The organism is Bradyrhizobium sp. Kon10 (genome assembly GCF_055807395.1).
This window is the reverse complement of the sequence record NZ_JBVVOZ010000017.1, coordinates 107519-131395: the sequence shown is the minus strand read 5'-3', so window position 1 is coordinate 131395 and position 23877 is coordinate 107519. Positions and strand designations below refer to the sequence as shown.

The following is a 23877-nucleotide window of genomic DNA, read 5'->3' as shown; positions in this document are numbered from 1 at the left end:
AGAGCTGGCTGCCTCACCGGGAAAACACGGGTCATTGTCCGAACTCGTCGCGCCCATGCTCGCCCCAAGCCGCATCACCGTAACATCATTGTTGATTCGAGGGGATAGCGGCCGGTTCGGATCTCAACTCAGGCCGGCGCGGCGAAAGCCTTCGAGGTAGTGCTCGCGGTCGGGAGCGAGCCTGATCGGCATGAACTCGGTGATCCAGGCCAGCGAGACGTTCGGCTGGGCGCGGCGCAGTTCCTTCAAGGCGACGCTGGCGACCTCGCCGTGACCCGCCATGGCGGCCGCCGCGGTCAGCACCCGGTGCGCTCCGACGAAGTCACTGCGCTGGCGCAAGGCCTCCTGCGCGAGCCGGATCGCCTCCTCGTAATCGCTGCCGAGGAAGCGGGCATAGGCGGCGATGCCGAAATAGACGGGGGCATAGGGGTCGCGTGGGCTGAGCCGGATCGCCCGGCGCGCGGCCTCGTCGGCGTCCCGCCAGCGGCCGCAATAGCCCAGCGCCAGTCCATGATAGCCCTGCGCCAGAGCAAAGTTCGGATTGAGCCGGAGCGCGGTCTCGAACTCGGCGAGCGAGTCGTCGAAACGGCGCGCGAACAGATTGACGTGGCCGAGCGCGTTGTGCGCCCAGGCATCCTCGTCGTCGGCGCGGATCGCGGCGCGCGCCGCCCGTTCGGCGACGGATATGGCGCTGGCCATCTCCATCCAGCCCATATGCGCCGCGAACATGTAGCTGGTGCCGAGCAGCCCGAGCGCCTTGCCGTAGTTCGGATCGAGCGCGATGGCCTTTTCGAGCAGGGCTTGCGCCACGACATGGTCCTGCCGCGTCACGCGCCAGTAATGCGAGAGCGCGCGCATCAACAGATCCCAGGCGTCCATGCTGTCGGGCGGCTTGCGCTGGGCGCGAAAATTCTCGGCCGCATAGAGTTGCGGCTCGATCGCGGCGACGATCGCTTCCGTGATCTCGTCCTGCACCGCGAAGACGTCGGCGAGCTTGCGGTCATAACGTTCGGCCCAGAGATGGCTGCCGGTGGCGACATCGTTGAGCTGCGCCGTGATGCGGACGCGGTCGCCGTCCTTGCGGACGCTGCCCTCGACGACATAGCGCACGCCGAGCTGTTCCGCGACCTCACGCAAATGAACCGTGCGACCCTTGTAGATGAAGGACGAGTTGCGCGCGATGACGAAGAACCAGCGCAGTTTCGACAGCGCGGTGATGATGTCCTCGCTGATCCCGTCGGAGAAATAGTCCTGTTCGGCCTCGCCGCTCATGTTGGTGAAGGGCAGCACGGCGATCGCGGGGCGATCCGGCAGTGGCAATCCGGCCGTCGCCGCCGCAGTCGGCCTTGCGGCGCCGGACAGCTCCGTGATCGTGCCGACGAAGCGCACGCCCTTCCGCGCGACGGTGCGGATCAGCCGCTGCTCCTCGCCCGTGTCGCCGACCGCGCGCCGTGCCGCGTTGATCCGGCTGGTCAGCGTCGATTCCGAGACGACGCGGCCGTTCCAGATCGCATCCAGCATATTGTCCCGCGTCACCACGCGCTCGCGGTTGCGGACCAGATGGAGCAGGAGATCGAACACCTGGGGCTCGAGCGCGACGAGCGTGTCCGCCCGCCGCAATTCGCGGCGCTCGGGATCGAGCACGAAATCCTCGAATTGAAACGGCACGCTGCGCCTCGGCTTACGCCCGAAAATCAAGGTGATCTGAACGTAAAATAGCGCCGCTCTCAAGGCCAGCGAGCCGCATGCGCCTTATCGTCCCGGCGTTCTTCAACCACAGGAGATTGCCATGTCGACATCCGCAGCGCTCAGCACGCCAGCCGCCGCCCACCCCGATCTTGCCGCCGTCAAGCACCGTCAGCAGGGCGCTTGGTCGTCCGGCGACTATGCGGTGGTCGGCACCACCTTGCAGATCGTCGGCGAGCAGCTCTGCGAGGTGCTCGATCTGCGCGCCGGCAGCAAGGTGCTGGACGTTGCGGCCGGCAACGGCAATGCGACGCTGGCCGCGGCCCGGCGCTGGTGCGATGTCACCTCCACGGACTACGTGCCGGCGCTGCTCAAACGCGGGCGCGAGCGGGCCGCCGCGGAGCATTTGACGGTCGAATTCCGCGAAGCGGATGCCGAGGCACTGCCGTTCGCGGATGCGAGCTACGACGTCGTGCTCTCGACCTTCGGCGTGATGTTCACGCCGGACCAGGACAAGGCCGCGTCCGAGCTTGCGCGGGTCTGCAGGTCCGGCGGCAAGATCGGCCTCGCCAACTGGACGCCGCAGGGTTTCATCGGCCAGCTGTTCAAGACCATCGGCAAGCACCTGCCGCCGCCGGCGGGCGTGAAGTCGCCGGCGCTGTGGGGCACCCTGGCCCGGCTTCAGGAGATGTTCGGCGCTCAGGCGTCGGAGATCGCCGCCGAGCCGCGCATGTTCGTGTTCCGCTATCGCTCGCCGGAGCACTGGCTGGAGGTCTTCAAGTCATACTACGGGCCGATGCTGAAAGCCTTCGCCGCACTGGACCAGACGGCACAGGCCGCACTGCGCCGCGATCTCATGGCGTTGCTCGGCGAGTTCAACCATGCTGACGACGGCACGGTGGTCGTGCATGGCGAATATCTGGAAGTGGTGATCAGCAAGCGCTGAATTAGGGCCCAGACGCGGTCGAGCCGGCGCTCGGCCTGACCGCGAGCCGTCAGAATGGCGCGTTGGCCCCCACCGTGTCGGCCGAGACGGCTTGGCGACTGCCGAGCGGTTTCGGCCGCCCGGTGGTGGTGTCCCGCAGGGTCTGCCGTTCGATCTCCGAGTTCAGCTCGGCCCCGAACATGATCACGATCGCCGACATCCACATCCACATCATCAGGCCGATCGCCGCGCCGAGCGAGCCGTAGGTCGCGCTGTAATTGGCGAATTTCGACAGATACAAGGATAGTAGCGCCGAGCCGGCGATCCAGAGGATGGCGGCCGTTACCGCGCCGAGGCTCAGCCATTGCCAGCGCGGCGCTTCCCGGCTGGGCGCGAAGCGGTAGAGGATCGCGAGCGCCACGAGGAGAATGACGAACAGCACCGGCCAGCGTGCGAGAGCGACGATCAGCTTGCTTTCGGGAGCCATGCCGAGATGACCGAGCGCGAGCGGGAAGGCGACCACGGTCCCGACCATCAGCAGCAGCGCCAGGATGCCACCGACCGTGAAGGCCAGCGACACCAGGTTCAGGCGGATGAAGCTGCGCTTTTCACGCTCCTCGTAAGCCACGTTGAGCGCGTCGAAGATGGATTTGACGCCGGCATTGGCGCTCCAGATCGCAAACACCAGGCCGAACAGGAACGTGGCCCCGAGTGCCGTATGGCCTTTGGACACCACGCGGGCGACCTGGTCCTGGATGATCTGGAACGTCCCCTCGGGCAGCATCATCGCGAGGGTCTGCAGGTTGCCCGCAATCGTCGAGGGATTGGCGAACAGGCCGTAGAACGAGACGAGCGCGGTGATCGCCGGAAAGATCGCCAGCAACCCGAAGAAGACGACGCCGCCCGCGGTTGCGAGCAGGCGATCTTCATCGACGCGCTGATAAGTGCGCCAGAAAATATCCTTCCAGCCGGCCCAGGGAATTGCGAACGGATTATTGGAACGACGGCCACGTCCGGGCTGCGCGGCCGCACGCCCCGCGCTGGTCTCCGGCGAATTCGCCTCATTGTTGCGGTGGTCTTGCGGAGGCGCCGACTGGATCGAGCCGGAGTCCTTGAGATACCGTTCCGCGCTCAGCACGAACACGGCAGTGGCCGCCATCAGCAGCCAGCTGTCGAGTTGCTCGGAGCGCCGCGCGGGCATCACGCGTCCAATCCGTGCCGGTGCCGCCTTCGGCGCGCCGCGGTGAGCCCCAGGACGCCTATTGCTGCGAGCATCAGGCCAAGCTGCACCGGCCGGTTGGTGCGGATGGAGCGGGACTTGCTGCCATTGCCGCGTTCGCCCGGCGCGAGCGGCACGAGGGGAATGGTTGTCGCGACCTCCTTGACCGCGTCCTTGACGGTTCCGCGCGGGATGCGCGGGGTCGCGATAGCCACGCGCAGCCGGCTGGTGAGCGGCACGATTGGCTTCGTCTTACGCTTCATCTGAGCCATGGCAATGCCGGCGCAGACGGCGGCCAGCACCAACAGCACCGCCCCGACGGCTCCCAAGCCCCAAAATTGTCCGTAGGCGATCGCGACCCACCGGTACAGCGCGATCAGGCCGACAAAGAAGGCCGCGACCACGAACAGTCCCGCGACTGCGAATAGCCCGGCGGCAACCGCATACGACGTCGCGCGCCCGGTGGCCTCGTTGGTGCGATCTCGCACATAGGACCGCGTGGCGCGTTTGAGATGGTTGAGCTTGAGCGCCATGCCGGCGCGCAGCAATTCGCCCGATGGCGCGAGCATGCGGACATCCTCCGAGAACGAGACATTCGTCGGAGGATGAACGTGGCCGAATTTGACTTGTTCCGAGGAGTCGTGCCCGTCGTCACCGATCAGCGGAGATCGGCGGCGGCGATCCAGAACACCTCGCCCTCGGACTCCTCGGTGTCGAGCCAGAGCAGCGGCAGTTCCGGAAAGGCCTCCTCGACGAGCTCGCGGCCGCGGCCGATCTCGCAGAGCAGGCCGCCGTCCGGCGTGAGATGGTCGGGCGCATCGCGCAGGATGCGGCGCACCACGTCGAGGCCGTCGGGGCCGCCGTCGAAGGCGAGCTTCGGCTCGGCCCGGCATTCCGGCGGCAGCGCCGCCATGCCTTCGGCATCGACGTAAGGCGGATTGGTGATGATCAGATCGTATTTATTGTCGCCGAGCGGGGTAAAGAGATCGCCGCGATGGAGCGTGATGTGCTCGCCGAGCCCGTGCTCCCTGACATTGCGTGCGGCCACGTCGAGCGCACCCTTGGAGACATCGACGGCATCGACCGCGGCGTTCGGGAAATGATGCGCGGCGAGGATCGCGAGGCATCCCGATCCCGTGCAGAGATCGAGCACACGCTCGACGGCGGAGGGATCGTCGATCAGCGAGCCCGCCTCGCCGTCGCCGCCGAAATGCGACTCCAGGAGCTCGCCAATGAAGGAGCGCGGAACGATGACACGCTCGTCGACATAGAAGGGCAGCCCGCGCATGTAGATCTTGTTGACGAGATAGGCGGCCGGTTTGCGCGTGGCGACGCGCTTATGGACGAGATCGACGATGAGCTTGCCTTCCGCTGCCGTGACGCGGGCGTGCGCGAAGGCCTCGAACTGGTCGGGATGCAGATGCAGGGCCTCGCAAACCAGGAAGGCCGCCTCCGCGACCGGATCCGTCGTGCCGTGCGCGAACGCAAGCTTGGCCTCGATGAAGCGGCTCACCGCATAGCGGACGAAATCGAGCAGCGTGAGAAGCTCGCCACGGCCTACTTTGGCGCGTTTTGGCGCGGCGCGGCTGCGCGCTGTCTTTTTCAAAGCTTTTGCCATCAAGATCGGGTCCAGCGTGCGGCGGCCTCGTCGTCGCGGGCCTCGGCCTCGACCCAGCCGGTGCCGGTGGCGCTCTCTTCCTTCTTCCAGAATGGCGCGCTGGTCTTGAGATAATCCATCAGGAACTCGGCCGCCTCGAACGCTGCCCGGCGGTGCTGCGAGGCAGTCAGCACCAGCACGATGTTCTGGCCGGGCATGAATCGCCCGACGCGATGAATGATCGTGACGCCGTTGAGCGGCCAGCGCGAAATGGCCTCGTCGACATGCCGTTTGATCTCGTCTTCGGCCATGCCCGGATAATGCTCGAGCGTCAGCGCTGATATGTTCGCGCTGTCCTCGTCGGCGCGGCAGATCCCGGAGAAGCTCACGACGGCGCCGATGTCGGTGCGGCTTTCGGTCAGGCTCGCGATCTCGCGCGCGATGTCGAAATCGTCTTCCTGGATGCGGATGGTGGCAGGGCCGCTCATGCACCTAGCCACCGGTCATGGGCGGGAAGAACGCGATCTCGCGGGCGCCGGCGATCGCGGCGTCCGACTTGACGTGGGTATGGTCGATCGCGGCACGGATCACCTTCGGCTTCTCGAACGCATAGGCGTAGGCTTCGCTACGGCCGGACAGCCAGACGATCAGCTCCTCCACGGTGCGGACGCTTCCCGGCGGCTCGATGGTCTCCTCGGCCTTGCCGACGCGCTCGCGCACCCAGGCGAAATATTTCAGCTTCATCCTTCATCCTCCCTGATGAGGTGATGGATGCCGGCGCGGAAGTAATCGTAGCCGGTGTAGATGGTGAGGATGGCCGAGGCCCACAGCAGCGCCAGCCCGATCATCGAGACGATCGGCACCACCTCGTCGCCGGCCGGACCGGCGAGCAGGAAGCCGATCGCAACGAGCTGGACCGTCGTCTTCCACTTGGCGAGCTTGGTCACGGGCACGCTGACGCGCAGCGCGGCGAGGTATTCCCGCAGGCCCGAGACCAGGATCTCGCGGCAGAGGATCACGATGGCGGCCCACAGCGACCAGCCGTGGATGATTCCGTCGGCGGCGAGCATCAGCAGGCAGGAGGCGACCAGGAGCTTGTCCGCGATCGGATCGAGCATGCGGCCGAATGCCGATTGCTGATTCCAGATCCGCGCATAATAACCGTCGAGGTAATCCGTCACCCCGGCCGCGATGAAAATGGCGACCGCGACCCAGCGCAGCCACAACGGCTGATCCAAAATCGACTGCGCATAGATGCACCCAACCACGACCGGAATCGCGGCGATCCGGCCGTAGGTCAGGAGGTTCGGGAGGGACATCGCGCGGCTGGTCGTCCCTCGTGTCGTGGCGATGTTCATCCGTCCTACCAATACCGCTGCTGCCCGAAGGTCAACCGTCCCGCTCACAAATGGAGCACGGGATGCGACGCCCCTATGACGTGGTCCCCTTCACTTCACCCCGGCTGGGGATGGAAATACTCGAAAATCCTGCGGGCGCTCTCGGCGCTTACCCCCGGAACCTTGCCGAGATCGGCGATGGAGGCGCGCTCGATCTCCTTCAGGGTTCCGAAATGATGCAGCAGGGCACGTTTACGTGACGGGCCGATGCCCGGAATCTCCTGCAAGCCGGCCTCGCGGATGTCCTTCTTGCGCAGCTTGCGGTGCGAGCCGATGACGAAGCGGTGGGCCTCGTCCCGTAGCCGCTGAATGAAATACAGCACGGGGTCGCGTGGCTCCAGCTTGATCGCCTCGCGCTCGGGCATGAACAGGGTCTCCCGGCCGGCATCCCGGTCCGGCCCCTTGGCAACCGACATCAGCGATACCTGGGTCAGCCCGAGATTGGTGAAAATCTCCCGAACGGCGTTGAGCTGGCCGCGGCCGCCGTCGATCACTACGAGATCCGGCCATTGCGGGAAATCGTCGTCCTTGGCCTTGTCGTTTGGCTTGGCCGCGTTGTCCTCGGGCGGATTGACGAGGCGCTTGAAGCGGCGCTCCAGCACTTCGCGCATCATGCCGTAATCGTCGCCGGGCGTGAGCCCTTCCGACTTGATGTTGAACTTGCGATACTGGTTTTTCACGAAGCCATCCGGACCGGCGACGATCATGGCGCCGACCGCATTGGTGCCCTGGATGTGACTGTTGTCGTAGACCTCGATGCGCTTCGGCGGATGCGGCAGGCTCAGCGTGGTCGCCATCGCGTCGAGCAGGCGGCTCTGGGTCGCGGTATCGGCGAGCTTGCGGCCGAGCGCCTCGCGCGCATTGGTCAGGGCGTGGTTGACAAGCTCCTTCTTCTCGCCGCGCTTCGGCGTGGAGACCTCGATCTTGTGACCGGCCTTGATCGACAGCGCGTTGGCGAGCAGCTCGCTTTCCTCGATCTCGTGCGAGAGCAGGATACTCTTCGGCGGCGGCTTGTCGTCGTAGAACTGGGCGAGGAAGGAGCCGAGCACCTCTTCCGGTGTAAAGGTCTTCTCCGCGCGCGGGAAATAGGCGCGGTTGCCCCAGTTCTGGCCGGTGCGGAAGAAGAACACCTCGACGCAGGAGAAGCCGCCGTCCTGGTGGATGGCGAACACGTCCGCTTCCTCCACCGTGCGCGGATTGATGCCCTGCTGCGACTGGATCGCCGAGAGCGCAGCGAGACGGTCGCGGTATAGCGCCGCACTCTCGAATTCGAGCTCGCTGGCCGCCTTCTCCATCTCGCCTGCGAGCTCCTGCTTCACCGCCTGGCTCTTGCCGGACAGGAAGTCGGTCGCCTCGCGCACCAGCGTCGTATAGCCGGGGAAATCGATCTCGCGGGTGCAGGGGCCGGCGCACCGCCGGATCTGGTAGAGCAGGCACGGCCGGCTGCGGCTCTCGAAGAAGGAATCGGTGCAGGAGCGGATCAGGAACGCGCGCTGCAACGCCGTGATGGTGCGGTTGACCGCGCCGGCGGATGCGAACGGCCCGAAATAGCGCCCGGGTCGGGTCTGCGCGCCGCGGTGCTTGAGGATCTGCGGTGCCCAATGGTCGCCGGTGATCAGGATATAGGGAAACGATTTGTCGTCGCGGAGCTGCACGTTGAAGCGCGGCCGCAGCTGCTTGATGAGGTTGGCCTCGAGCAGCAGCGCTTCGGTCTCGGTCGTGGTCGAGACGATCTCCACCGAGACCGTGGCTGCGATCATGCGCAGGATGCGTGCCGGCTGCGGCGCGCCGACGCGCGCGTAGTTGGACAGGCGTTTCTTGACGTTCTTGGCCTTGCCGACATAGAGCACGTCGCTGTTCGCAGCGAGCATGCGATAGACCCCGGGCGAGGTCGGGGCGAGCCGGACCGCACGCTCGATCGCCTCATGGCCCGTCGCCAACGGCACTTCGCCGACCGCACCGCTCTCTTCCAGGATGTCCGGCAGCCGCGCATCGTCCTCGTCGTCGCCGCCGGCGGTGGCGGGATCGACGTCCGGCGGCGTCAGCCGCTCGGGCGGGGCGTCCGGTGTGGGGCCGCGCGGCGATTTGCGCGCGCGCGCGTCGTCCGGGTTGTCGGTGGAATCGGGAATCATGGGACGAATTTAGGTGCTGAGGGCGCCGATTTGAAGTTCCGGCTCAGCGGCACGAACAGGATGGCCGGCTCAGTTCCCGGTAAGGCTTTCTTAAGTCTGTTAACAGCACGGTAACGGGTCTTAACAGGCCTTTAACTTAAAACTCTCGATAAATCCTACGCGAAAAGTTCTTGGTTCCGTAACCATGCGGTTTTGCCTTGCGCGGCGGCGCGGGCATCGCACGGTTTCGGCAGTTGCGTTGGAGTGTGTGATGAAGAGGCTCGTTGTGGGCGTGGCCGCGTTGGCTGCTGCGGGCTGGACGGCTTCGGCGGATGCCGCCGATCTCAGCTACGGGCAGCGCGCCCCCTATACCGTCAATCAACCGCTGAACGCCTATAGCTGGGCGGGCCCCTATCTCGGCGCCAATCTCGGCTACGAATGGGGCTCGGTGGACAACAATCCCGCAAAGCCCTCCGGCTTCGTCGGCGGCGCGCAGGCCGGCTACAATTTCCAGAACGGCCCGTGGGTGTTCGGCGTCGAGGGCGACATCCAGGCAGCCGGTGCCGACGATACTTTTGCGCCGTGGAAGTTCTCCAATCCCTGGTTCGGTACGCTGCGCGGCCGCGCTGGCTATGCCCTCAGCAACGTCTTGTTCTACGGCACCGCGGGTCTCGCCTTCGGCGAGCTGCGCGCGCAGACGTTTGGCTGGACAGAGTCGCACACCAGCGCCGGCTGGACCGCCGGCGTCGGCGCCGAAGTGGGCCTCGCGCCGAACTGGAGCGCAAAGCTCGAATATCTCTACATCGATCTGTCGACCAGCCAGTTCGCCATTACAGGCGTGTCAAACGGCTATAGCGCCAGCGTTGTGCGCGCAGGCGTGAACTATCACTTCTGATACCTAAACAAGAAAATACCGGACTACAGCTTCCCGGCCGCGCGCGGCCGGGACTTTTTTTGCGCCAGGTTGTTGTGCGAGGTCCGCTAGGAGAGGATCACCAAATTGACCGCCTTGGGTCCCTTCCCCTTCTTGTCCGGTTCGACCTCGAATGTGATACGCTGTCCTTCGGCAAGGTCCTTCAGTCCTGCCCGCTCCACCGCGGTGATATGAACGAAGACATCGCGGCCGCCGTCGTCCGGCTTGATAAAGCCGTAACCGCGCTCGCCGTTGAAGAACTTGACCGTTCCCGTCATGGCCATCGGGAAACTCCCCCTCATTGCTCCTCCGCCGCGACGCAGACGCGCGTCACGGCATGACCGGGCATTACGAAGCCCGGGAGCTGGCCATCCTTGGGCAGACCATTCGGTCCGACCGGATCTTTGTTAGGCCTTCACTCCGCCGCAACCATTCGCGGAAGCGGAACGTAAAGCCAGTCACAGAAACAGCATAATACGGTTCGTTGCAGATTGACTACCGCTACTGCATCTTTTTCCCAAAAGATGACCGCGCTTCAGGGCTTTGGCACCTCCAATCGGAATCTGGCCGCTCCGCCCTGGCCGAGCGGCATTTCCAATTCGGGCAGGATCGCCTTGAGCTCGCCCTGCAGCGTGTAGGGCGGATTGACGATCAGCAGCCCGGTGGACGTCAGGGATGCGCCGTCGATTTGCGGTGCGGCGCTGAATTCGAGCCGCAGGCATTTTCCCGCCGGCTTTGCTGCGGCTGCGCTGCGTGCCACGAGTTGCGCCAGCGCGTCCGTGGCGCGGCGGCTCTTGGCCGGATACCAGATTACATAGATACCGGTCGGCCATTTCGCGAAGGCTGTGGAGAAGGCGGCGCCCAGCTTTTCGAACTCGTCCTTCGCTTCAAAGGACGGATCGATCAGCACGAGGCCGCGCCGCTCCTTCGGCGGCACGAAGGCCGGCAGCGCCACCCAGCCGTCGAGATCGACCACACGGGCCTGTTCATCGCGGCGCAGCACATCGATCAGCGCCTTGCGCGCCTTCGGCTCGAGTTCGCAGGCGACGAGGCGGTCCTGCGGCCGCATCAGGCCGCGCGCGATCAGCGGCGAACCCGGATAGGCCTTGAGCTCACCCTTCGGATTGAAGGCGCGGACGATGTCGAGATAGGGCTTCGTCAGCGCAACGGTTTCGTTCGAGAGGCGCGCTTGCATCAGCCGCGCAATCCCGGTCAGCCATTCGCCGCCGCGCCGCGCCTCGTCGCTGTCGAGATCGTACAGGCCGGCGCCGGCATGGGTGTCGATGACGCGGAAGGCGGCCGGCTTGTCCTGCAAATAGGTCAGGATGCGCGCCAGCACGATGTGCTTGATGACATCGGCGAAGCCGCCGGCGTGAAAGGCGTGACGGTAGTTCATGGTGGAGAGTTACGACATCGGGCGATGAAAGTAACTGCTGTCATTCCGGGGCGGTGCGCCGGCACCGAGCTCGAATCCATTTCACACCGACCACGCGGCATCGCGCATGATAGATCACGCTTCCGCCTTCGCCCGTCGGCGGACTAGTCGCGCGCCCCGGAACGACGATCTGAGGGTGACCCTACCCACCCCTGATCGGCGGCATGGTCAGCTGGTCGCGGCGGCAGGCGCGGCGGTCGATCTCCTCGCAGGCACGGAACTGCAAATCCTTGCTGAGGCAGATGCGGACCTCTGACAGGCGCGTCCGGTTGCAGGTGACCGAGACGGCCGCATTGCTCAGGCCCGGATTGGCCTTGATGAAGGCCTCTTGGACCTCGGCGGGCGCCACCGTCTTTTCCTGCGACAGGTCGAGAAATTCGGCCGGAATCTTGATCGCCGCGCGTGCCTTGCGGATGGTCTCGAAATAATTGCGGTCGGTAAGCCCGGAGCAGGTGCCGTGCTTGTCCCATTCATTGAAGATCAGGCCGGGGGCGGGCATCAGATCGAGCATCGAGGAGACAATGCTGCGGTTCAGCCGCGGTGATGGCCGCTGGCAATATTCCGGAAAACCGTTCTCATATTGCGGCCACAGGCCGTGAACCACGAAGGCGTAGGGTCGTCCGCCGCACTGGATTTGCGAGCGTCCGCCGCGCTCGGAAGCCTCCTCGCAGAACGAAGGCGACCAGGATAGCGACAGCACGTAGAAATCGAACTCGCCGGGCGCGTTCTGTCGTCTGTCCTGGGCTTGGGCGCTGCCCGCAAGGCCGAGCAGCCCTGCGGCAAGGGACAGGGCAAGAGGTAGGGCAAGCGTAAGCGAGATCATCAGGCGGGAGAACGAATGCAATCTGGAATGAAACATGGCGACGCCCCTCAACTAGACTGTGTAGAGGAGCCTAGCAGGCGATAGGAACATTTCAAGAACAAATTTCAGGCCGCCATGCTCCCGGCCGCTGGATCGTCCGAATCGGGGCTCTTCCGATCAGGGCTTGGCGGCGCGGCAGGACGGATTGTAGGCCCAGTTGCGATCGAGCCCGACCACGCACCATTCGACGCCCTGGCCGTAGCCGGCGAAGCCGCCGTCCTCGACGATCGAGAAGTGCACCTGACGCATCTTGCCGTCGTTGAGCATGGCCTCGCCGCTGCAGTAGCGGCGCGGAATGTTGTCGGACGCCCACGGCCGGAACGCGGTCTCGTGAACCGCCGAGAAGCCCGTGATCTTCAAGGACGAATTCCAGAACGAGCTTTCCTTTTCCCAGAACTGGGTGGCGATCGTCGGCAGCGCCTTGTCGCAATCGGCCACGCGGCCGTCATAGCGCGGTCCGCTCAGCCAGAAATTCAGCTCCAGCGGATTGGCGGCCTTGGCCTCGCTGAGCGACAGCGCCCCGAACATGAGGCCGAGCACGGCGGCAAAGCGGAGCGATTTGAGGGAGGTCGAGGCGCGCATGGGCAATCCAGACAGCATGATCTGCGAAGGTCGAACGGTGCCGTGAAGGCCCCGGCGGGTCAAGTGCAGCGCGGCAACACTTGCCGACGAGTTGAAGGCAACCGCGCCCTAGCCGGACTTCCGTTCTTTTCACGGTTGCGGCGGCACCGTAGACTGGCGCCAACCAATTGGAGTGACGGGAATGCGAATCATTGCGGCTGCGGGCCTTCTTGCCTTGGGTATGATGGCGAGCCAGTCGGCGCGCGCCGACCTCCTGCCGGTCCCGCCGTTCAAGGGCAACGACACCGGCGGCATCATCGCCTATTCGCTGGCGACGCAGGCTGATGCGCGGCAGCTCGCGGTCGATCACTGCGCGCGGTACGACAAGGTGGTGAAGTTCCTGGCGGTACAGGCCTATGAGGGCGGCTACATCTCGTTTGCCTGCCGCTGGGTGCCCTATGGCGCGGCCGACCGGCCGATCCGCACGCTCTACTGAGGCGTTCCCGCAGCGGCAAGAGAACGCCACGACGACGCCAAGACAACACCAAGACAACGCACGACATCTCAGCCGGGAGCCTCTCGCATGATGCGCCAGCTTGCTTTGCTCGGATCAGTCGTTGGCCTCGTGTTGTCGGCAGGCGCGGCGTGCGCCGACGACCTGCCGGTGCGCAAGGCCGGGCTGTGGGAATTGAAGATGGTCCGGACCGGCTCGGCGATGCCGGAGATGACCATGCAGCATTGCACCGACGAGACCGTCGACAAGGAGATGAACAACAACGTCTCTCCGATGGCCAAGCAGATCTGCGCCAAGCAGGACATCAAGAAGACAGCGACTGGCTATGTCAGCGATTCCGAGTGCAGCGTCGCCGGCATGTCAACGACCTCGCATGCCGAGATCGTCGGTGATTTCAATTCGGCCTATACCGTGAAGACCTCCTCGCACGCGCAAGGCGGCCCGGCCGGCGCCGCGGGGCGTGACACCACCATGACGCTCGAAGCCAAATGGTTGGGGGCTTGCAAGCCCGACCAGAAGCCAGGCGACATCGTGATGCCCGGCGGCTTCAAGATGAACGTGCGTGACGTCGACAAGCTGAAGGCGCTGCTGCCGAAGTAGGCTACATCGCCGGTTACACCGGAATCCGCACACTCGCCCTTAATCCGCCCATCGGGCTATCGCCGAGGGTGATGTCGCCGCCGTGGGAGCGGGCGATGTCGCGGGCGATCGCCAGCCCCAGACCGGTGCCGCCCTCGTCCTGGTTGCGGGCATTGTCCAGCCGCAGGAACGGCTTGAACACTTCTTCGCGCAAATGGGCGGGAATGCCTGGTCCGTCGTCCTCGACCGTGACCGTCAGATAGCGGTGATCGCGCTGGCCGGTGATGGCGATGCTCTTGCCGTAGCGTGCGGCATTGGTGACGAGGTTGGCGAGGCAACGCTTGAACGAGGCCGGCTTCACGGTGACCACGGGCAGACCCTGGAATGTCACGGTCGCGGTGTGGCCGTGGCGCTCGGCGTCGCTGCGCAGCTCCTCGAGCGCCTGCGCCATGTCGGTCGGCTGCGACTGCTCGCCGGAATCGCCGCGGGCAAACGCCAGGTAGTCTTCCAGCATCATCGACATCTCGTCGACGTCCTTGCGCATACCCTCCATCTCGGGGCTGTCGCCGATCAGCGCCAGCTCGAGCTTGAATCGCGTGAGGATGGTGCGCAGATCGTGGCTGACCCCGGCGAGCATCGCGGTACGCTGCTCCATCGTGCGCTCGATGCGCGATTTCATCTCCAGGAAGGCCACCGCCGCGCGTCGTACTTCACGCGCGCCACGCGGCCGGAAGTTCGGCGCCTCGCGGCCCTTGCCGAAACTTTCAGCGGCATCCGCAAGCCGCAGGATCGGCTTGATCTGGTTGCGCAGGAACAGCACCGCGACGATCAGAAGGATCGAGGATGTCCCGACCATCCAGAACAGAAAAATCTCCGAGTTCGAGGCGTAGGCGGCGCTGCGCTGCGCGAACACCCGCATCACGGCGTCGTCGAGCTGGATCCGGATCTCGACCAGGTTGGAGCGGCCGACCGTGTCGATCCAGAAGGAGCGTCCGATCTGGCGGCCGAGCTGCACCGAGAGCGTCTGGTCGAGCAGCGAGAAGAACGGCTTTGGTCCCGGCGGCGGCATGTCGCCGGCAGGCAGGAAATCCACCACCAGCCCGAGGCGCTGCTGCGCGATGCGGCGGATCTGGTCGCGGTCCTTGTCCTGCGGATAGCCCTTGTAGACGTCGATCAGCGCGGCGATGTCCTGCACCACCGCGGCCGACAATCGGCGCGTCACCGTGTTCCAGTGCCGCTCCATGAACACGAAGGCGACCACCGATTGCAGGATCACCATCGGCACGATCATGATCAGCAGCGCGCGGGCATAGAGGCCGGTCGGCATCCAGCCCTTGAACGCGTTGCCCATCCAGCCATTGGCGGCGGAGACGCGCCCGGCGGCGCTTCGCAGCAGCGTCAGGCCGGTATCAATCGTGCTCATGGGGCGCGCTTCACTATTATGGCGAGGCCACCAGCCGATAGCCGATGCCGCGCACCGCCTGAAGGAACAGCGGATTGGCGGGGTCGTTCTCGATCTTGCGCCGCAGACGATTGATCTGCACGTCGACGGCGCGTTCATTGACGCTGCCATTGCCGGTCAGCGCGCTGCGCGGCACGGTGTCGCCCGGCGTCTCCGAGAGGATCCGCAGCATCTCGCGCTCGCGGTCGGTGAGGTGGATGACGTCCTCGCCCTGGCGCAACTCGCCGCGATCGAGGTGATAGACGTAGGGACCGAACGCGATCTTCTCCACGGTCGCGGCCTGGGGCGGTGGGGCGGCGCGCTTGAGAATGTTGTTGATGCGCAGCGCCAGCTCGCGCGGCTCGAACGGTTTTGCCACGTAATCGTCGGCGCCGATTTGCAGGCCTTCGATGCGGCTTTCCGCTTCATGGCGCGCCGTCAGCATCACGATCGGCACCGAGGAGGATGTCCGGATGAAGCGCGCGAGATCGAAGCCGGTTTCGCCCGGCATCATGACGTCGAGGATCAAAAGATCGAAATGCAGGCCCAGGAGCTTCGAGCGCGCATCGCCGGCGCTCGCGGCGGTGGTGACGCGATAGCCTTCGCCGGCGAGGAAGCGCGACAGCAGATCGCGGATGCGGCGGTCGTCGTCGACCAGCAGCAGATGCGGGGCATCGTCGGCGGGTTGCGCCGGCGGGCGGGCGAGCGTGGCAGCAAGCGGCACGGTCACTCCTTTGCGTCTTGATTGACGTTGGCGAAGATCGTCTGCAGCACCTTGTCCGGATCCTCGCGGTCGATCATCGCGCGCAGGAAGCGCTTGACGGTGTCGGCATCCTGCGGCGCCAGCTCGGCGAGCGCCTTGGTGATGCGCGTGGTCTGGAGCCCGGCGAGCTTCTGCACCAGCGCCTCGCCCTTCGGCGTCGCATAGAGCAGGCGCTGGCGGCGATCGTTGTCGCCGGTTTTCTGCACGATGTAACCCTCGTCCAGCAGCTGCTTGAGCACGCGGCCGAGCGACTGCTTGGTGATACGCAGGACGTCGAGGAGGTCGGCGACCTTGAGACCGGGATAACGGTAGACGAAATGGATGACCCGGTGATGGGCCCGGCCGAAGCCGAACGCCTCCAGCTCCTGGTCGGGATCGCCGACGAAGTCGCGATAGGCAAAGAACAGCAGCTCGATGATATCCCAGCGCAAATTGCTTCCTTCGGACGCGGCTGGCCTGGGCCCGGCGGCGTCATGAGAGGGAGTCGCGAAATTTATGTCAGGCATATTGACGTATCTTGGGTCCAATGTTACAAAACGATCAGCCCGCACGAAATTTTAGATCGTTTCGCGTCAGGTGGCATCGAAGCAGGCGGCCGCAGCGAGAGCCGGACAGGCGGCGAAGGCCGACTCAGAACTACCGTGCGATTGTCGAGCGGCATTTCGGCAAAACATACTGGACTTCCGCCTTCGGCAAAAGCATGTCCTCGGCGACATGCTGGCGACGGAAACCGGCCGCAACAAGGCTGGCGGTGGTTCGGCCAGAAACCTAACTAAGCCAGCCGGGCCCGAACAGGGCAGGCCGGCGCAGAACAGCGCCGTCACCGGCAGCGGGAGCCAAGGACATGAGCATGACATTCGACATCCAGCCCGCGCCCAATCCGACCTCCGAAAAGGACCGTGTCGCCAAGCTGGTGGACCCCGGATTCGGGCGGGTCTTCACCGATCACATGGCGATCGTCCGCTACAACCAGGCCAAGGGCGGCTGGTACGAGGCGCGCGTCGAGGCCCGCGCCAATTTCCAGCTCGATCCGGCCGGCGCCGTCCTGCACTACGCGCAGGAAATCTTTGAAGGCCTCAAGGCCTACAAGCGCGACGACGGCGGCGTGAACCTGTTCCGGCCCGACGCCAATGCGCGGCGCTTCAGGGACTCGGCCGACCGCATGGCGATGGCGCACATGCCCGAAGACGTCTTCATCGAAGCGGTCGAGCAGGTCGTGCGCATCGACCGCGCCTGGATCCCCGGCGGCGAGGGCAGCCTTTATCTGCGCCCCTTCATGATCGCGAGCGAGACCTTCCTCGGCGTGAAGCCGTCGTCCGAATATATCTTCGCGGTCATCGCCTCGCCGGTCGGCTCCTATTTCAAGGGCGGTCCTGCCCCGGTGTCGATCTGGGTCTCGGAGAACTATACCCGCGCCGCGGTCGGCGGCACCGGTGCCGTCAAGTGCGGCGGCAATTACGCCGCGAGCCTGCGGGCGCAGGCCGAGGCGATCCAGCATGGCTGCGACCAGGTCGTCTTCCTCGACGCGATCGAGCGCCGCTACATCGAAGAGCTCGGCGGCATGAACGTGTTCTTCGTGTTCGACGACGGCTCGCTGTCGACGCCGCCACTCGGCACGATCCTGCCCGGCATCACCCGCGACTCCATCATCGCGCTCGCCCGCGATGCCGGCAAGACCGTGCGCGAGGAGCCCTATTCGCTCGAGCAGTGGCGCAAGGATGCGGCCAGCGGCAAGCTGAAGGAGGCCTTCGCCTGCGGCACCGCCGCGGTGATCTCGCCGATCGGCAAGGTGCGCTCGGTGAGCGGCGACTTCGAGATCAGCGGCGGCGTCGCCGGTCCGGTCGCCATGGGCCTGCGCAAGCAACTCGTCGACATCCAGTACGGCCGCACCAACGATCCGCACAACTGGATCAAGAAGGTGATCTGATTCGACCTCGTGTGAGGTGCGCACCCTCTCTCGCTGCCTCGCCCCGCTCTTGCGGGGAGAGGGTGGAGAAAGCCATCGAGTGTTGCCCGCGCGCTATGGACGTGATTCCGGCCGGCTGCCATAAGCCTGCGCAACATGGTTACTCCCGAAGCAGTTGGGGGAACCATCGAGTTGCTAACCAATTATGAACCTGTCGCTGTCTAATTGAACGAACTGGGCAGAGTACAGGGGACACGAGAACCATGGCAGATCGCGGCGCACTCAAGCTGGTTGGATTCATCTTCGCAACCGCGACGCTGGCCGTGATGCTGGTCGCCGGCATGGTGGTGAAGGGCTATGCCGATGGCGGCTACACCCTGGAAGCCTCGAGCATCGACGCGAGCCGTTAAGAGATCGTCAACTCTTCGGGGCCGGCCTCCGCTCAGCGGCTATAGATCAACGCCAAAACCGCAATCGCAACAGCCAGCAATCCGACAAAGCGCAGCATGATCGTGCCGAACTGGTTCGGCGCCGGCCGCAGCGGTATCGGGTCGGTGTTGTCGGGCCGAATGCTTTGCATCTGACATGTCCCCGGGGCCCCGCCGCAAAGGCTGCGGGCGCTAGGGCTTTGGTCGTTGGGAGTGGAAGTAGGGTTCAATGCGGCGACCTGTTTAGGCCCCGCGAGGCGGACCACATCCTCCGCTGTCATGTCCCGGCTTGACCGGGGCATCCAGTACGCCGCGGCCTCTCGGCTCAATCACAACTGCCTCGGGATACTGGATCGCCCGATCAAGTCGGGCGATGACAGCGGGATTGTGGCGGCAGAATCAAAACCGCCGCGTCCCTCTCGGGAGCGCGGCGGTTGGTGATGTGTATGGCTTGCGATCAGCTGTTGCGCAGTCCGTCGGCGGCGCGCTTCCACTGCGAGACGTTGTCGGCGATCATACGGGTCGACTTCATCGCGGCCTGGCTGAGCTGGGCATAGCCGGAGATCTCGCGCTGGACGCGCTGGCCCTCGGCATGGAGCAGGTCGCGCAGGCTCTCGAGTTCCGAGATCAGATTTTCGATCTCGGCGAGCGAGGTGCCGGCAACGCGTTGGATCAGCGAATTGACGTTGGTGACGGTGGCTTCCGCCGATGCATCGAGCGCCGGCTCGGCGCTGCTCGCCGGGCGACGTAGATAGGCGATGTCATTACGGACGAAATCGCGGATTCCGGCCTCGACTTCCGTCACGGCGGCGAGATTGCTGTCGACGGTTTCGGTCTCGGTTGCTTCAACCTTTTCCGGACGAATGGCGTTCATCGATGTTCCCCTGTTCGCGTTGAGCGCAGCGCGAGTGTCCCCCGCACGACGATGTGTGTCAGGCCGCTGCATCAGGGCGTCGGATTTTGACGGCAACTAGGCAGAGATGCGGCAAGGGCGGACCATTCGGGGGCTTTGCCGTGGCGCGAAGTTACCAATGTCTGAATGCCGCCGCACGACGCATCTATTCCCTCATGGTGAGGAGCGCGCCCTTCGCGCGCGTCTCGAACCATGCAGGCCCGTCTGTATGGCGCGGGCCTCGATCCTTCGAGACGCGCTCCTTTAGAGCGCTCCTCAGGATGAGGGGAGAGAGATGAGCGATCCTCACCAGCTCTTCTTGAAGCCGGCGGTCAGGCTCTTGTTGATCGTGCCTTGCGAGGTCTCGCCGACCGAGCCGGAGACGGTGACGTTGTCGAACAGCTTCTGCTCGGCACCGACGTTGCGCAGCCATTTGTCATCGGTGGTCGACAGCGTCTGGCCGGCAATGATGCTGGTGCCGGTATCGGTGATCTCGACCTTGGCGGACTGGTCAGTCTCGTAATTGCGGATGGTGCGGCCGGCGATTCCGGGGAGTGCGGTGGTGCCCTGCTGGTTGACGCTGTAGCCGTTCTGGAGCGTCAGCGACATGTCGCCGGACAGCGGCACCGACTTGGTCAGCGCCGCGCCGATCTTGCTCTGCTCGGAGCCCGGATCGATGCGGCCTTCCACCGCGGTCTTGTCCCACACCGAGCCCGCGCCCGGGGCGGTCGCGGCGGCCCAGGCACTGCCCGAGGATTGCGGCAGGTTGCCGCCATTGGCGGCCTTTTCCGCCAAAAGCTCCGACATCGTGGTCGGCTCCTTCGCGACCGTCATGTCGGCGCCGATCCGGGCGTCCCAGAACGAGGAGACCGACTGCTTCACCTTCACCGCCGAGGAGCCGTTGGCATTGGCGTTGGTCGACCAGTCGATGCCGTCCTTGGCTGCGGCCTGCGCGCGCTTCTTGGCCGCGATGATGTCGTTGAGCGTTCCGGCGTCGATCGCGAGCTGGGCCCAGTCGAGCTTGTCGACGTCGATGCCCTTGAGCACGTCGGGGTCGTTGACGTCGGCGGCATCCGCGGCCTCAGCCGCGTCGTCCGCCGCCGCGGCCGTGGGCGGAATGATCTGCGCGGAGACGGTGAGCACCGAGCCCAGGATGAATGCGGCCGCCAGCACTGGCAGCCGGGCCCAGCCAAAACTTGTCGAGAATTCCATCGTCCTGCCCGCGAGCCCAGTTCGCGCAGAGGATGCGGAACTATCATTGCGAAATTGTGGCCTTCGCCTCAGCCAGAGCATGATCCGGAAAAGTGTGCAGCGGTCTTCCGAAAAGATCATGCTCAAACAATAGAATAACGAACCAACGGGCCGCGCGAAAGGCGCGCGCCCGATTGACGAGCTTTCTCCGCGATTGCATCCGGCGGGGCTGGAGGCCAGGACGCGTCGCGGCAGCATCAGTCGATCAGTCCCGCATTGCGGGGCCCGTTGGTGTCCCCCTCAGCCGACGCCGGTCATCTTCGGCAGATGAATGGCGCGGCCGAGTGCCTGCTCGACCAGATCGAAGGTGTCGATCAGCACGCGCATGTTGATCAGCCGGTGCGCCCTGAACTGGGCGAACTGCGCGACCCGCAAGCTGATCGGCTTGTCGGAATCCAGCGCCGTCAGCGAATAGCGCAGCATCGAGGAGGCGGAATCGACGCCCAGCATGATGCTCTCGCGCTCGAAGCGGCGGACCTGGAAGTTGTCGGCCAGCTGGCGAATGACCTGCAGCACGGCCGCCTTGCCCTGGCGCGCGCCGAGGAACGGAAACATGTCGATCGGGCCGTAGACCGCCCAGTCGACGTCCTCGTCGATCAGGGCCTCGATATCCTCGAAATGCCGGTCGTTGATCGCGCGGTGCAACGCGCGCGAGAAACGCCAGAGGCTGTGCTCTGTCATTTTGGGACGTCCTGGATTGGCTTTAAAAAACGAAAAACAACCCCACGCGCGGTCGACGCTTGGGGGCTCAATTCATTAGTGTACGAACAAATAGGCGATTTCGGCCAGAACGCAAATCACGTTTTTGCAATGCACAATTGAATGCACTTTGTGAGATTTACAATAGGACCCCGTAATCTCCCGGTCCCGGTCCACGTGGCCAGGACGATTTCGGCGAGCGCCGCTATGCCTCATCCGCCGGCGCAGCCACGATCAATGGGCCGATCTCGCGCTCCAGCACCTGCTGCACCAGATCGTAGGAATCGATGATCTCGCGGATCTGCGCGATCAGTCCGTCGCGAAATGTGTAGAACACGGCCATGTCGACCTGGATGATGCGGTCGTTGCTGCGCTTCCTGAAGAACACGTGCAGATAGGCCGCGACCGTGTCGCCTTCGGCGACGATTTGCGGCACCTCGTAGCGGGTCTCGACGTAGCGGGCCTGCACCGTGCCCCAGTATTCGCGCAGTTCGGCCTTGCCGTGGCGCGGGCCCATGTGCGTCAGCACGTCGATCGGCGCGTGGGTGAGGAAGTCGACATCATCGGTGCAGCACGCCAGCGCGGCCTCGAGATCGGCGCGCGTAATGACCTCGAGCAGATGCAGCACGCGCCGGCGATTGAGCTTCTCGACCGTCATTCCGCCCGTCCTCTTTGGCCGCGTGAGGTGCGCAACATTTGCGCGTCGCACCGGCAATCCGCAAGATCACAGGGATATTGCAGGCGTATGACGCGCGAGTGCAATACCAGGTTCATGGCTGCAATTTTCGGTTGAGACGGCGTGCACTTGCACGAATTCACGCCGGTCCTGCGTCTGATTCGCGGAGCGCAGGCGACGACCGCGATGGCGAAAGCAGCGACTGTTCGTGGAACCGCAACCCAACTAAGCCCGTTGTGCCCTGCAATTCCTCTGGAGCCATCCATGACACGTTCTACCATCGCGATCGCCGCCGCACTGCTCATGCTGGGCGCGACCTCCGCCGCCAACGCCAAGGGCTGCATCAAGGGCGCTATCGTCGGCGGGGTCGCCGGCCACTATGCCGGCCATCACGGCGTCCTCGGCGCCGCCGCCGGCTGCCTCTACGGCAGGCATCATGCCAAGGAACAGGAAAAGCAGCAGCAACAGAGCCAGGTGAACGGGCAGGGCAAGCTGTAAGCGCCGCGGCCAGCGATACGCCTCTTTCGTCATGGCCGGGCTTGTCCCGGCCATCCACGTCTTGTCGTGCGGCTCCAAGAACGTGGATGCCCGGGACAAGCCCGGGCATGACGCCATCTCGCATGCGTGGCGCTAGCAGCTCTTCGTCATTCCGGGGCGACAGCGCGAACCCCGAATCCATCCCAGCTCTTGTCCCGGCACGAGAGACGGGCGTGACCCATCTCACACCACCCGGACTCCCACCGCAGCTAACGTCATCCCCACGCCATCAGGGAGACGTGCCATGGCCGCCACCGCCGCCGCGAGAAAGTCCCGCCTGCACAACGCGCTCGAAGGTTTTGCGCTGACCACCATCCTGCAGAGCTTTCCGACCTTCGCCACTGCGGCGCTGCTGCTCAAACTGTTCGGCAACCACGACCTCGTCGGCGACCCCGGCGTCGCCATCTTCGTCGCCGTCGCGTCGCTCGTTCACGCGGTGATTGCGGTGACGCTTGGACCGGTGATCCCCGCGCTCTCCAGGCTGCTCTACGAGCCGAGCTTCTTCGATTCCAGCCTGTCACTCGCCGACAAGATCACCGAATGTCGCACCCACCCGGCCGCCTCGATGCAGCTCGTCGCGATCGTGCTGATGCTGTCGGTGATGGCGGTGGTGACGGCGAGCGTGGGGTGAGTCTTGCAGCCCGATTTGGGCGGTTCTTAACCGCTCCTCACTCGTACCTTCGGGAGCGCACGCTCCATTTGCAGGTAGTCGGTCCCATTCGTATCGATACCGTGATGAAACCAGTCGGCCCGCTTTGCCAGCGCGTCAGCCTTGAAGCTCTTGCTCACCCTGATGGAGGCGGGATCCATCCAGGCGAACATGTCCTCTCTTAAAAATTCATTCGAGATGAGGTCGATGAATTCGTTCTTTCTGACTCCCAAATACAATTTGCTCTTCGAGCTCAAATCTTCCAGCAAGCTGTCGTAGGATACAATCTTAAAGTCATCTCGCTCTTGAGCATGAATTAGGCTTACTCGAGTTGGATTCGTTTCAAATTCCTCCCTTCGGCCAAAAACCAATACGTACTTTACGTGGCAGGGATTGGCGCGCATGTGTGCTGGCACGCGCACATGTTCGAGAGTCTTGTTGAAGAACCCGGTTTGATTTTCCGGGCTCGAGAACCACGCTCTCCACCGCCCGATTTGCTGATGCGCCTTCACAAAGTCATTGTGAAAATCATTTGAGTTGTCTTTGAAATAGCGGGATTGAGGCTTCTCGATTTCTATCAGAATGCCATTCCAATCAGACGAACTCTTGGAAAGGAAAAAGAAATCAGTGGTGTAATCTCTAGCCATTGAGATCTTTCGCAGCAGAAGCCCGAAATGGACGCCATGATTCTGAACGAATTCACGAGGAACGAACTCGGTATTTCGCTCCAAAAAATCTTGGTATGCTTGTTCATCTTTTTCGGATGCGAGTAACTTCTTGAACCTGAGCGCAGCAAGGCGAAGGCGAGAAGATTGGCTTGCCATCACGCTAGGTCT

The 23877-nt window shown here is 64.3% G+C and carries 29 protein-coding genes; 8 read left to right on the top strand and 21 right to left on the bottom strand.

Annotated elements, in window-relative coordinates:
• Nucleotides 1-123: 123 nt before the first annotated feature.
• The gene (locus tag AC0L2O_RS23380; protein WP_473371341.1) at nt 124-1668 is read right to left on the bottom strand and encodes a winged helix-turn-helix domain-containing protein; all 1545 of its coding nucleotides are present in this window, start codon (nt 1666-1668) and stop codon (nt 124-126) included.
• Between the two features lie 121 nt (nt 1669-1789).
• On the opposite strand from AC0L2O_RS23380, the gene AC0L2O_RS23375 reads away from it, so the two are divergent.
• Nucleotides 1790-2632, top strand: coding sequence for a class I SAM-dependent methyltransferase (locus AC0L2O_RS23375; protein ID WP_473371340.1), 843 nt, complete (start codon nt 1790-1792; stop codon nt 2630-2632).
• 49 nt (nt 2633-2681) lie between these two features.
• Here AC0L2O_RS23375 and AC0L2O_RS23370 read toward each other — a convergent pair whose 3' ends face one another.
• The 7 genes from AC0L2O_RS23370 to uvrC all read right to left on the bottom strand — a co-directional run bounded on the left by AC0L2O_RS23370 (nt 2682) and on the right by uvrC (nt 8956).
• Nucleotides 2682-3812 (bottom strand): YihY/virulence factor BrkB family protein, encoded by a 1131-nt coding sequence (locus AC0L2O_RS23370; protein WP_409191859.1) that lies wholly within the window; start codon nt 3810-3812, stop codon nt 2682-2684.
• Nucleotides 3812-4399 carry a phage holin family protein gene (locus AC0L2O_RS23365; protein ID WP_473371339.1) on the bottom strand — a complete coding sequence of 196 codons (588 nt, stop codon included), beginning with the start codon at nt 4397-4399 and terminating at the stop codon, nt 3812-3814. The genes AC0L2O_RS23370 and AC0L2O_RS23365 overlap by 1 nt, the downstream gene beginning before the upstream one ends.
• A gap of 89 nt (nt 4400-4488) precedes the next feature.
• A complete protein-coding gene (gene prmB, locus AC0L2O_RS23360; RefSeq protein WP_473371338.1) occupies nt 4489-5448 on the bottom strand; it encodes a 50S ribosomal protein L3 N(5)-glutamine methyltransferase in 960 nt (319 codons plus the stop codon).
• Nucleotides 5448-5915: a molybdenum cofactor biosynthesis protein MoaE gene (locus AC0L2O_RS23355; RefSeq protein ID WP_369720993.1), complete on the bottom strand. Its 468-nt coding sequence runs from the start codon at nt 5913-5915 to the stop codon at nt 5448-5450. The genes prmB and AC0L2O_RS23355 overlap by 1 nt, the downstream gene beginning before the upstream one ends.
• Nucleotides 5916-5919: 4 nt before the next feature.
• A complete protein-coding gene (gene moaD, locus AC0L2O_RS23350; protein ID WP_369720994.1) occupies nt 5920-6171 on the bottom strand; it encodes a molybdopterin converting factor subunit 1 in 252 nt (83 codons plus the stop codon).
• Complete coding sequence (pgsA, locus tag AC0L2O_RS23345) at nt 6168-6785, bottom strand: CDP-diacylglycerol--glycerol-3-phosphate 3-phosphatidyltransferase (RefSeq protein ID WP_369720995.1); 618 nt, start codon at nt 6783-6785, stop codon at nt 6168-6170. The genes moaD and pgsA overlap by 4 nt, the downstream gene beginning before the upstream one ends.
• Nucleotides 6786-6880: 95 nt before the next feature.
• Complete coding sequence (gene uvrC, locus AC0L2O_RS23340) at nt 6881-8956, bottom strand: excinuclease ABC subunit UvrC (protein ID WP_473371337.1); 2076 nt, start codon at nt 8954-8956, stop codon at nt 6881-6883.
• 250 nt (nt 8957-9206) lie between these two features.
• On the opposite strand from uvrC, the gene AC0L2O_RS23335 reads away from it, so the two are divergent.
• Nucleotides 9207-9830: an outer membrane protein gene (locus AC0L2O_RS23335; protein ID WP_473371336.1), complete on the top strand. Its 624-nt coding sequence runs from the start codon at nt 9207-9209 to the stop codon at nt 9828-9830.
• 86 nt (nt 9831-9916) lie between these two features.
• Here the strand turns inward: AC0L2O_RS23335 and AC0L2O_RS23330 are convergent, their stop codons facing one another.
• The 4 genes from AC0L2O_RS23330 to AC0L2O_RS23315 form a co-directional block, all read right to left on the bottom strand.
• A complete protein-coding gene (locus AC0L2O_RS23330) occupies nt 9917-10132 on the bottom strand; it encodes a cold-shock protein (protein WP_008544396.1) in 216 nt (71 codons plus the stop codon).
• Between the two features lie 251 nt (nt 10133-10383).
• A complete protein-coding gene (locus tag AC0L2O_RS23325; RefSeq protein ID WP_473371335.1) occupies nt 10384-11244 on the bottom strand; it encodes a 23S rRNA (adenine(2030)-N(6))-methyltransferase RlmJ in 861 nt (286 codons plus the stop codon).
• Between the two features lie 181 nt (nt 11245-11425).
• Nucleotides 11426-12142, bottom strand: a complete 717-nt coding sequence (locus AC0L2O_RS23320; RefSeq protein WP_473371334.1) for a ribonuclease T2 family protein — start codon at nt 12140-12142, stop codon at nt 11426-11428.
• A gap of 120 nt (nt 12143-12262) precedes the next feature.
• Nucleotides 12263-12727, bottom strand: a complete 465-nt coding sequence (locus AC0L2O_RS23315; protein ID WP_473371333.1) for a hypothetical protein — start codon at nt 12725-12727, stop codon at nt 12263-12265.
• Between the two features lie 181 nt (nt 12728-12908).
• Here AC0L2O_RS23315 and AC0L2O_RS23310 point away from each other — a divergent pair, with 181 nt between their 5' ends.
• Both AC0L2O_RS23310 and AC0L2O_RS23305 read left to right on the top strand, forming a co-directional pair.
• Complete coding sequence (locus AC0L2O_RS23310) at nt 12909-13202, top strand: hypothetical protein (protein ID WP_473371332.1); 294 nt, start codon at nt 12909-12911, stop codon at nt 13200-13202.
• Nucleotides 13203-13289: 87 nt separating this feature from the next.
• Nucleotides 13290-13820: a DUF3617 domain-containing protein gene (locus AC0L2O_RS23305; protein ID WP_473371331.1), complete on the top strand. Its 531-nt coding sequence runs from the start codon at nt 13290-13292 to the stop codon at nt 13818-13820.
• Between the two features lie 13 nt (nt 13821-13833).
• Here AC0L2O_RS23305 and AC0L2O_RS23300 read toward each other — a convergent pair whose 3' ends face one another.
• From AC0L2O_RS23300 to AC0L2O_RS23290, 3 genes are read right to left on the bottom strand one after another with little or no spacing between them, the layout of a single operon-like run.
• A complete protein-coding gene (locus AC0L2O_RS23300; protein WP_369721003.1) occupies nt 13834-15222 on the bottom strand; it encodes an ATP-binding protein in 1389 nt (462 codons plus the stop codon).
• Nucleotides 15223-15238: 16 nt separating this feature from the next.
• On the bottom strand, nt 15239-15970 hold the full coding sequence (locus AC0L2O_RS23295) for a response regulator (protein WP_369721004.1): 732 nt from the start codon (nt 15968-15970) through the stop codon (nt 15239-15241).
• Complete coding sequence (locus AC0L2O_RS23290) at nt 15967-16509, bottom strand: MarR family winged helix-turn-helix transcriptional regulator (protein ID WP_409191868.1); 543 nt, start codon at nt 16507-16509, stop codon at nt 15967-15969. Before AC0L2O_RS23290 ends, AC0L2O_RS23295 begins: the two co-directional genes overlap by 4 nt.
• 338 nt (nt 16510-16847) lie before the next feature.
• On the opposite strand from AC0L2O_RS23290, the gene AC0L2O_RS23285 reads away from it, so the two are divergent.
• Complete coding sequence (locus tag AC0L2O_RS23285; protein WP_473371330.1) at nt 16848-17930, top strand: branched-chain amino acid aminotransferase; 1083 nt, start codon at nt 16848-16850, stop codon at nt 17928-17930.
• 242 nt (nt 17931-18172) lie between these two features.
• Nucleotides 18173-18319 (top strand): hypothetical protein, encoded by a 147-nt coding sequence (locus AC0L2O_RS23280; protein ID WP_369721007.1) that lies wholly within the window; start codon nt 18173-18175, stop codon nt 18317-18319.
• Nucleotides 18320-18351: 32 nt separating this feature from the next.
• On the opposite strand, the gene AC0L2O_RS23275 is transcribed toward AC0L2O_RS23280, so the two are convergent.
• The 5 genes from AC0L2O_RS23275 to AC0L2O_RS23255 all read right to left on the bottom strand — a co-directional run bounded on the left by AC0L2O_RS23275 (nt 18352) and on the right by AC0L2O_RS23255 (nt 21837).
• Nucleotides 18352-18489: a hypothetical protein gene (locus AC0L2O_RS23275; protein WP_369721009.1), complete on the bottom strand. Its 138-nt coding sequence runs from the start codon at nt 18487-18489 to the stop codon at nt 18352-18354.
• Between the two features lie 305 nt (nt 18490-18794).
• Nucleotides 18795-19211, bottom strand: a complete 417-nt coding sequence (locus tag AC0L2O_RS23270; RefSeq protein ID WP_369721010.1) for a hypothetical protein — start codon at nt 19209-19211, stop codon at nt 18795-18797.
• 324 nt (nt 19212-19535) lie between these two features.
• Nucleotides 19536-20441, bottom strand: a complete 906-nt coding sequence (locus AC0L2O_RS23265; protein WP_473371329.1) for a hypothetical protein — start codon at nt 20439-20441, stop codon at nt 19536-19538.
• Between the two features lie 279 nt (nt 20442-20720).
• Complete coding sequence (locus AC0L2O_RS23260; protein WP_369721012.1) at nt 20721-21161, bottom strand: nuclear transport factor 2 family protein; 441 nt, start codon at nt 21159-21161, stop codon at nt 20721-20723.
• Nucleotides 21162-21384: 223 nt separating this feature from the next.
• Nucleotides 21385-21837 carry a nuclear transport factor 2 family protein gene (locus tag AC0L2O_RS23255; protein ID WP_473371328.1) on the bottom strand — a complete coding sequence of 151 codons (453 nt, stop codon included), beginning with the start codon at nt 21835-21837 and terminating at the stop codon, nt 21385-21387.
• 282 nt (nt 21838-22119) lie between these two features.
• Here AC0L2O_RS23255 and AC0L2O_RS23250 point away from each other — a divergent pair, with 282 nt between their 5' ends.
• Together AC0L2O_RS23250 and AC0L2O_RS23245 are read left to right on the top strand one after the other, a co-directional pair.
• Nucleotides 22120-22353 (top strand): hypothetical protein, encoded by a 234-nt coding sequence (locus AC0L2O_RS23250; protein WP_473371327.1) that lies wholly within the window; start codon nt 22120-22122, stop codon nt 22351-22353.
• A 283-nt stretch (nt 22354-22636) separates the two neighbouring features.
• Complete coding sequence (locus AC0L2O_RS23245; protein WP_473371326.1) at nt 22637-23023, top strand: hypothetical protein; 387 nt, start codon at nt 22637-22639, stop codon at nt 23021-23023.
• 26 nt (nt 23024-23049) lie between these two features.
• On the opposite strand, the gene AC0L2O_RS23240 is transcribed toward AC0L2O_RS23245, so the two are convergent.
• On the bottom strand, nt 23050-23865 hold the full coding sequence (locus AC0L2O_RS23240; RefSeq protein WP_473371355.1) for a Shedu anti-phage system protein SduA domain-containing protein: 816 nt from the start codon (nt 23863-23865) through the stop codon (nt 23050-23052).
• Nucleotides 23866-23877: the final 12 nt, after the last annotated feature.

Bases quoted from the DNA above. Each gene is read 5' to 3' on its own strand.
- pgsA (WP_369720995.1), bottom strand. From the start codon at position 6,785: ATGAACATCGCCACGACACGAGGGACGACCAGCCGCGCGATGTCCCTC.
- AC0L2O_RS23265 (WP_473371329.1), bottom strand. From the start codon at position 20,441: ATGGAATTCTCGACAAGTTTTGGCTGGGCCCGGCTGCCAGTGCTGGCG.
- AC0L2O_RS23355 (WP_369720993.1), bottom strand. From the start codon at position 5,915: ATGAGCGGCCCTGCCACCATCCGCATCCAGGAAGACGATTTCGACATC.
- AC0L2O_RS23285 (WP_473371330.1), top strand. From the start codon at position 16,848: ATGAGCATGACATTCGACATCCAGCCCGCGCCCAATCCGACCTCCGAA.
- AC0L2O_RS23300 (WP_369721003.1), bottom strand. From the start codon at position 15,222: ATGAGCACGATTGATACCGGCCTGACGCTGCTGCGAAGCGCCGCCGGG.
- AC0L2O_RS23255 (WP_473371328.1), bottom strand. From the start codon at position 21,837: ATGACGGTCGAGAAGCTCAATCGCCGGCGCGTGCTGCATCTGCTCGAG.
- moaD (WP_369720994.1), bottom strand. From the start codon at position 6,171: ATGAAGCTGAAATATTTCGCCTGGGTGCGCGAGCGCGTCGGCAAGGCC.
- prmB (WP_473371338.1), bottom strand. From the start codon at position 5,448: ATGGCAAAAGCTTTGAAAAAGACAGCGCGCAGCCGCGCCGCGCCAAAA.
- AC0L2O_RS23335 (WP_473371336.1), top strand. From the start codon at position 9,207: ATGAAGAGGCTCGTTGTGGGCGTGGCCGCGTTGGCTGCTGCGGGCTGG.
- AC0L2O_RS23365 (WP_473371339.1), bottom strand. From the start codon at position 4,399: ATGCTCGCGCCATCGGGCGAATTGCTGCGCGCCGGCATGGCGCTCAAG.
- AC0L2O_RS23260 (WP_369721012.1), bottom strand. From the start codon at position 21,161: ATGACAGAGCACAGCCTCTGGCGTTTCTCGCGCGCGTTGCACCGCGCG.
- AC0L2O_RS23310 (WP_473371332.1), top strand. From the start codon at position 12,909: ATGCGAATCATTGCGGCTGCGGGCCTTCTTGCCTTGGGTATGATGGCG.
- AC0L2O_RS23375 (WP_473371340.1), top strand. From the start codon at position 1,790: ATGTCGACATCCGCAGCGCTCAGCACGCCAGCCGCCGCCCACCCCGAT.
- AC0L2O_RS23280 (WP_369721007.1), top strand. From the start codon at position 18,173: ATGGCAGATCGCGGCGCACTCAAGCTGGTTGGATTCATCTTCGCAACC.
- AC0L2O_RS23330 (WP_008544396.1), bottom strand. From the start codon at position 10,132: ATGGCCATGACGGGAACGGTCAAGTTCTTCAACGGCGAGCGCGGTTAC.
- AC0L2O_RS23305 (WP_473371331.1), top strand. From the start codon at position 13,290: ATGATGCGCCAGCTTGCTTTGCTCGGATCAGTCGTTGGCCTCGTGTTG.
- AC0L2O_RS23325 (WP_473371335.1), bottom strand. From the start codon at position 11,244: ATGAACTACCGTCACGCCTTTCACGCCGGCGGCTTCGCCGATGTCATC.
- AC0L2O_RS23270 (WP_369721010.1), bottom strand. From the start codon at position 19,211: ATGAACGCCATTCGTCCGGAAAAGGTTGAAGCAACCGAGACCGAAACC.
- AC0L2O_RS23240 (WP_473371355.1), bottom strand. From the start codon at position 23,865: ATGGCAAGCCAATCTTCTCGCCTTCGCCTTGCTGCGCTCAGGTTCAAG.
- AC0L2O_RS23320 (WP_473371334.1), bottom strand. From the start codon at position 12,142: ATGTTTCATTCCAGATTGCATTCGTTCTCCCGCCTGATGATCTCGCTT.
- AC0L2O_RS23250 (WP_473371327.1), top strand. From the start codon at position 22,120: ATGACACGTTCTACCATCGCGATCGCCGCCGCACTGCTCATGCTGGGC.
- AC0L2O_RS23245 (WP_473371326.1), top strand. From the start codon at position 22,637: ATGGCCGCCACCGCCGCCGCGAGAAAGTCCCGCCTGCACAACGCGCTC.
- AC0L2O_RS23290 (WP_409191868.1), bottom strand. From the start codon at position 16,509: ATGCCTGACATAAATTTCGCGACTCCCTCTCATGACGCCGCCGGGCCC.
- uvrC (WP_473371337.1), bottom strand. From the start codon at position 8,956: ATGATTCCCGATTCCACCGACAACCCGGACGACGCGCGCGCGCGCAAA.
- AC0L2O_RS23315 (WP_473371333.1), bottom strand. From the start codon at position 12,727: ATGCGCGCCTCGACCTCCCTCAAATCGCTCCGCTTTGCCGCCGTGCTC.
- AC0L2O_RS23370 (WP_409191859.1), bottom strand. From the start codon at position 3,812: ATGCCCGCGCGGCGCTCCGAGCAACTCGACAGCTGGCTGCTGATGGCG.
- AC0L2O_RS23275 (WP_369721009.1), bottom strand. From the start codon at position 18,489: ATGCAAAGCATTCGGCCCGACAACACCGACCCGATACCGCTGCGGCCG.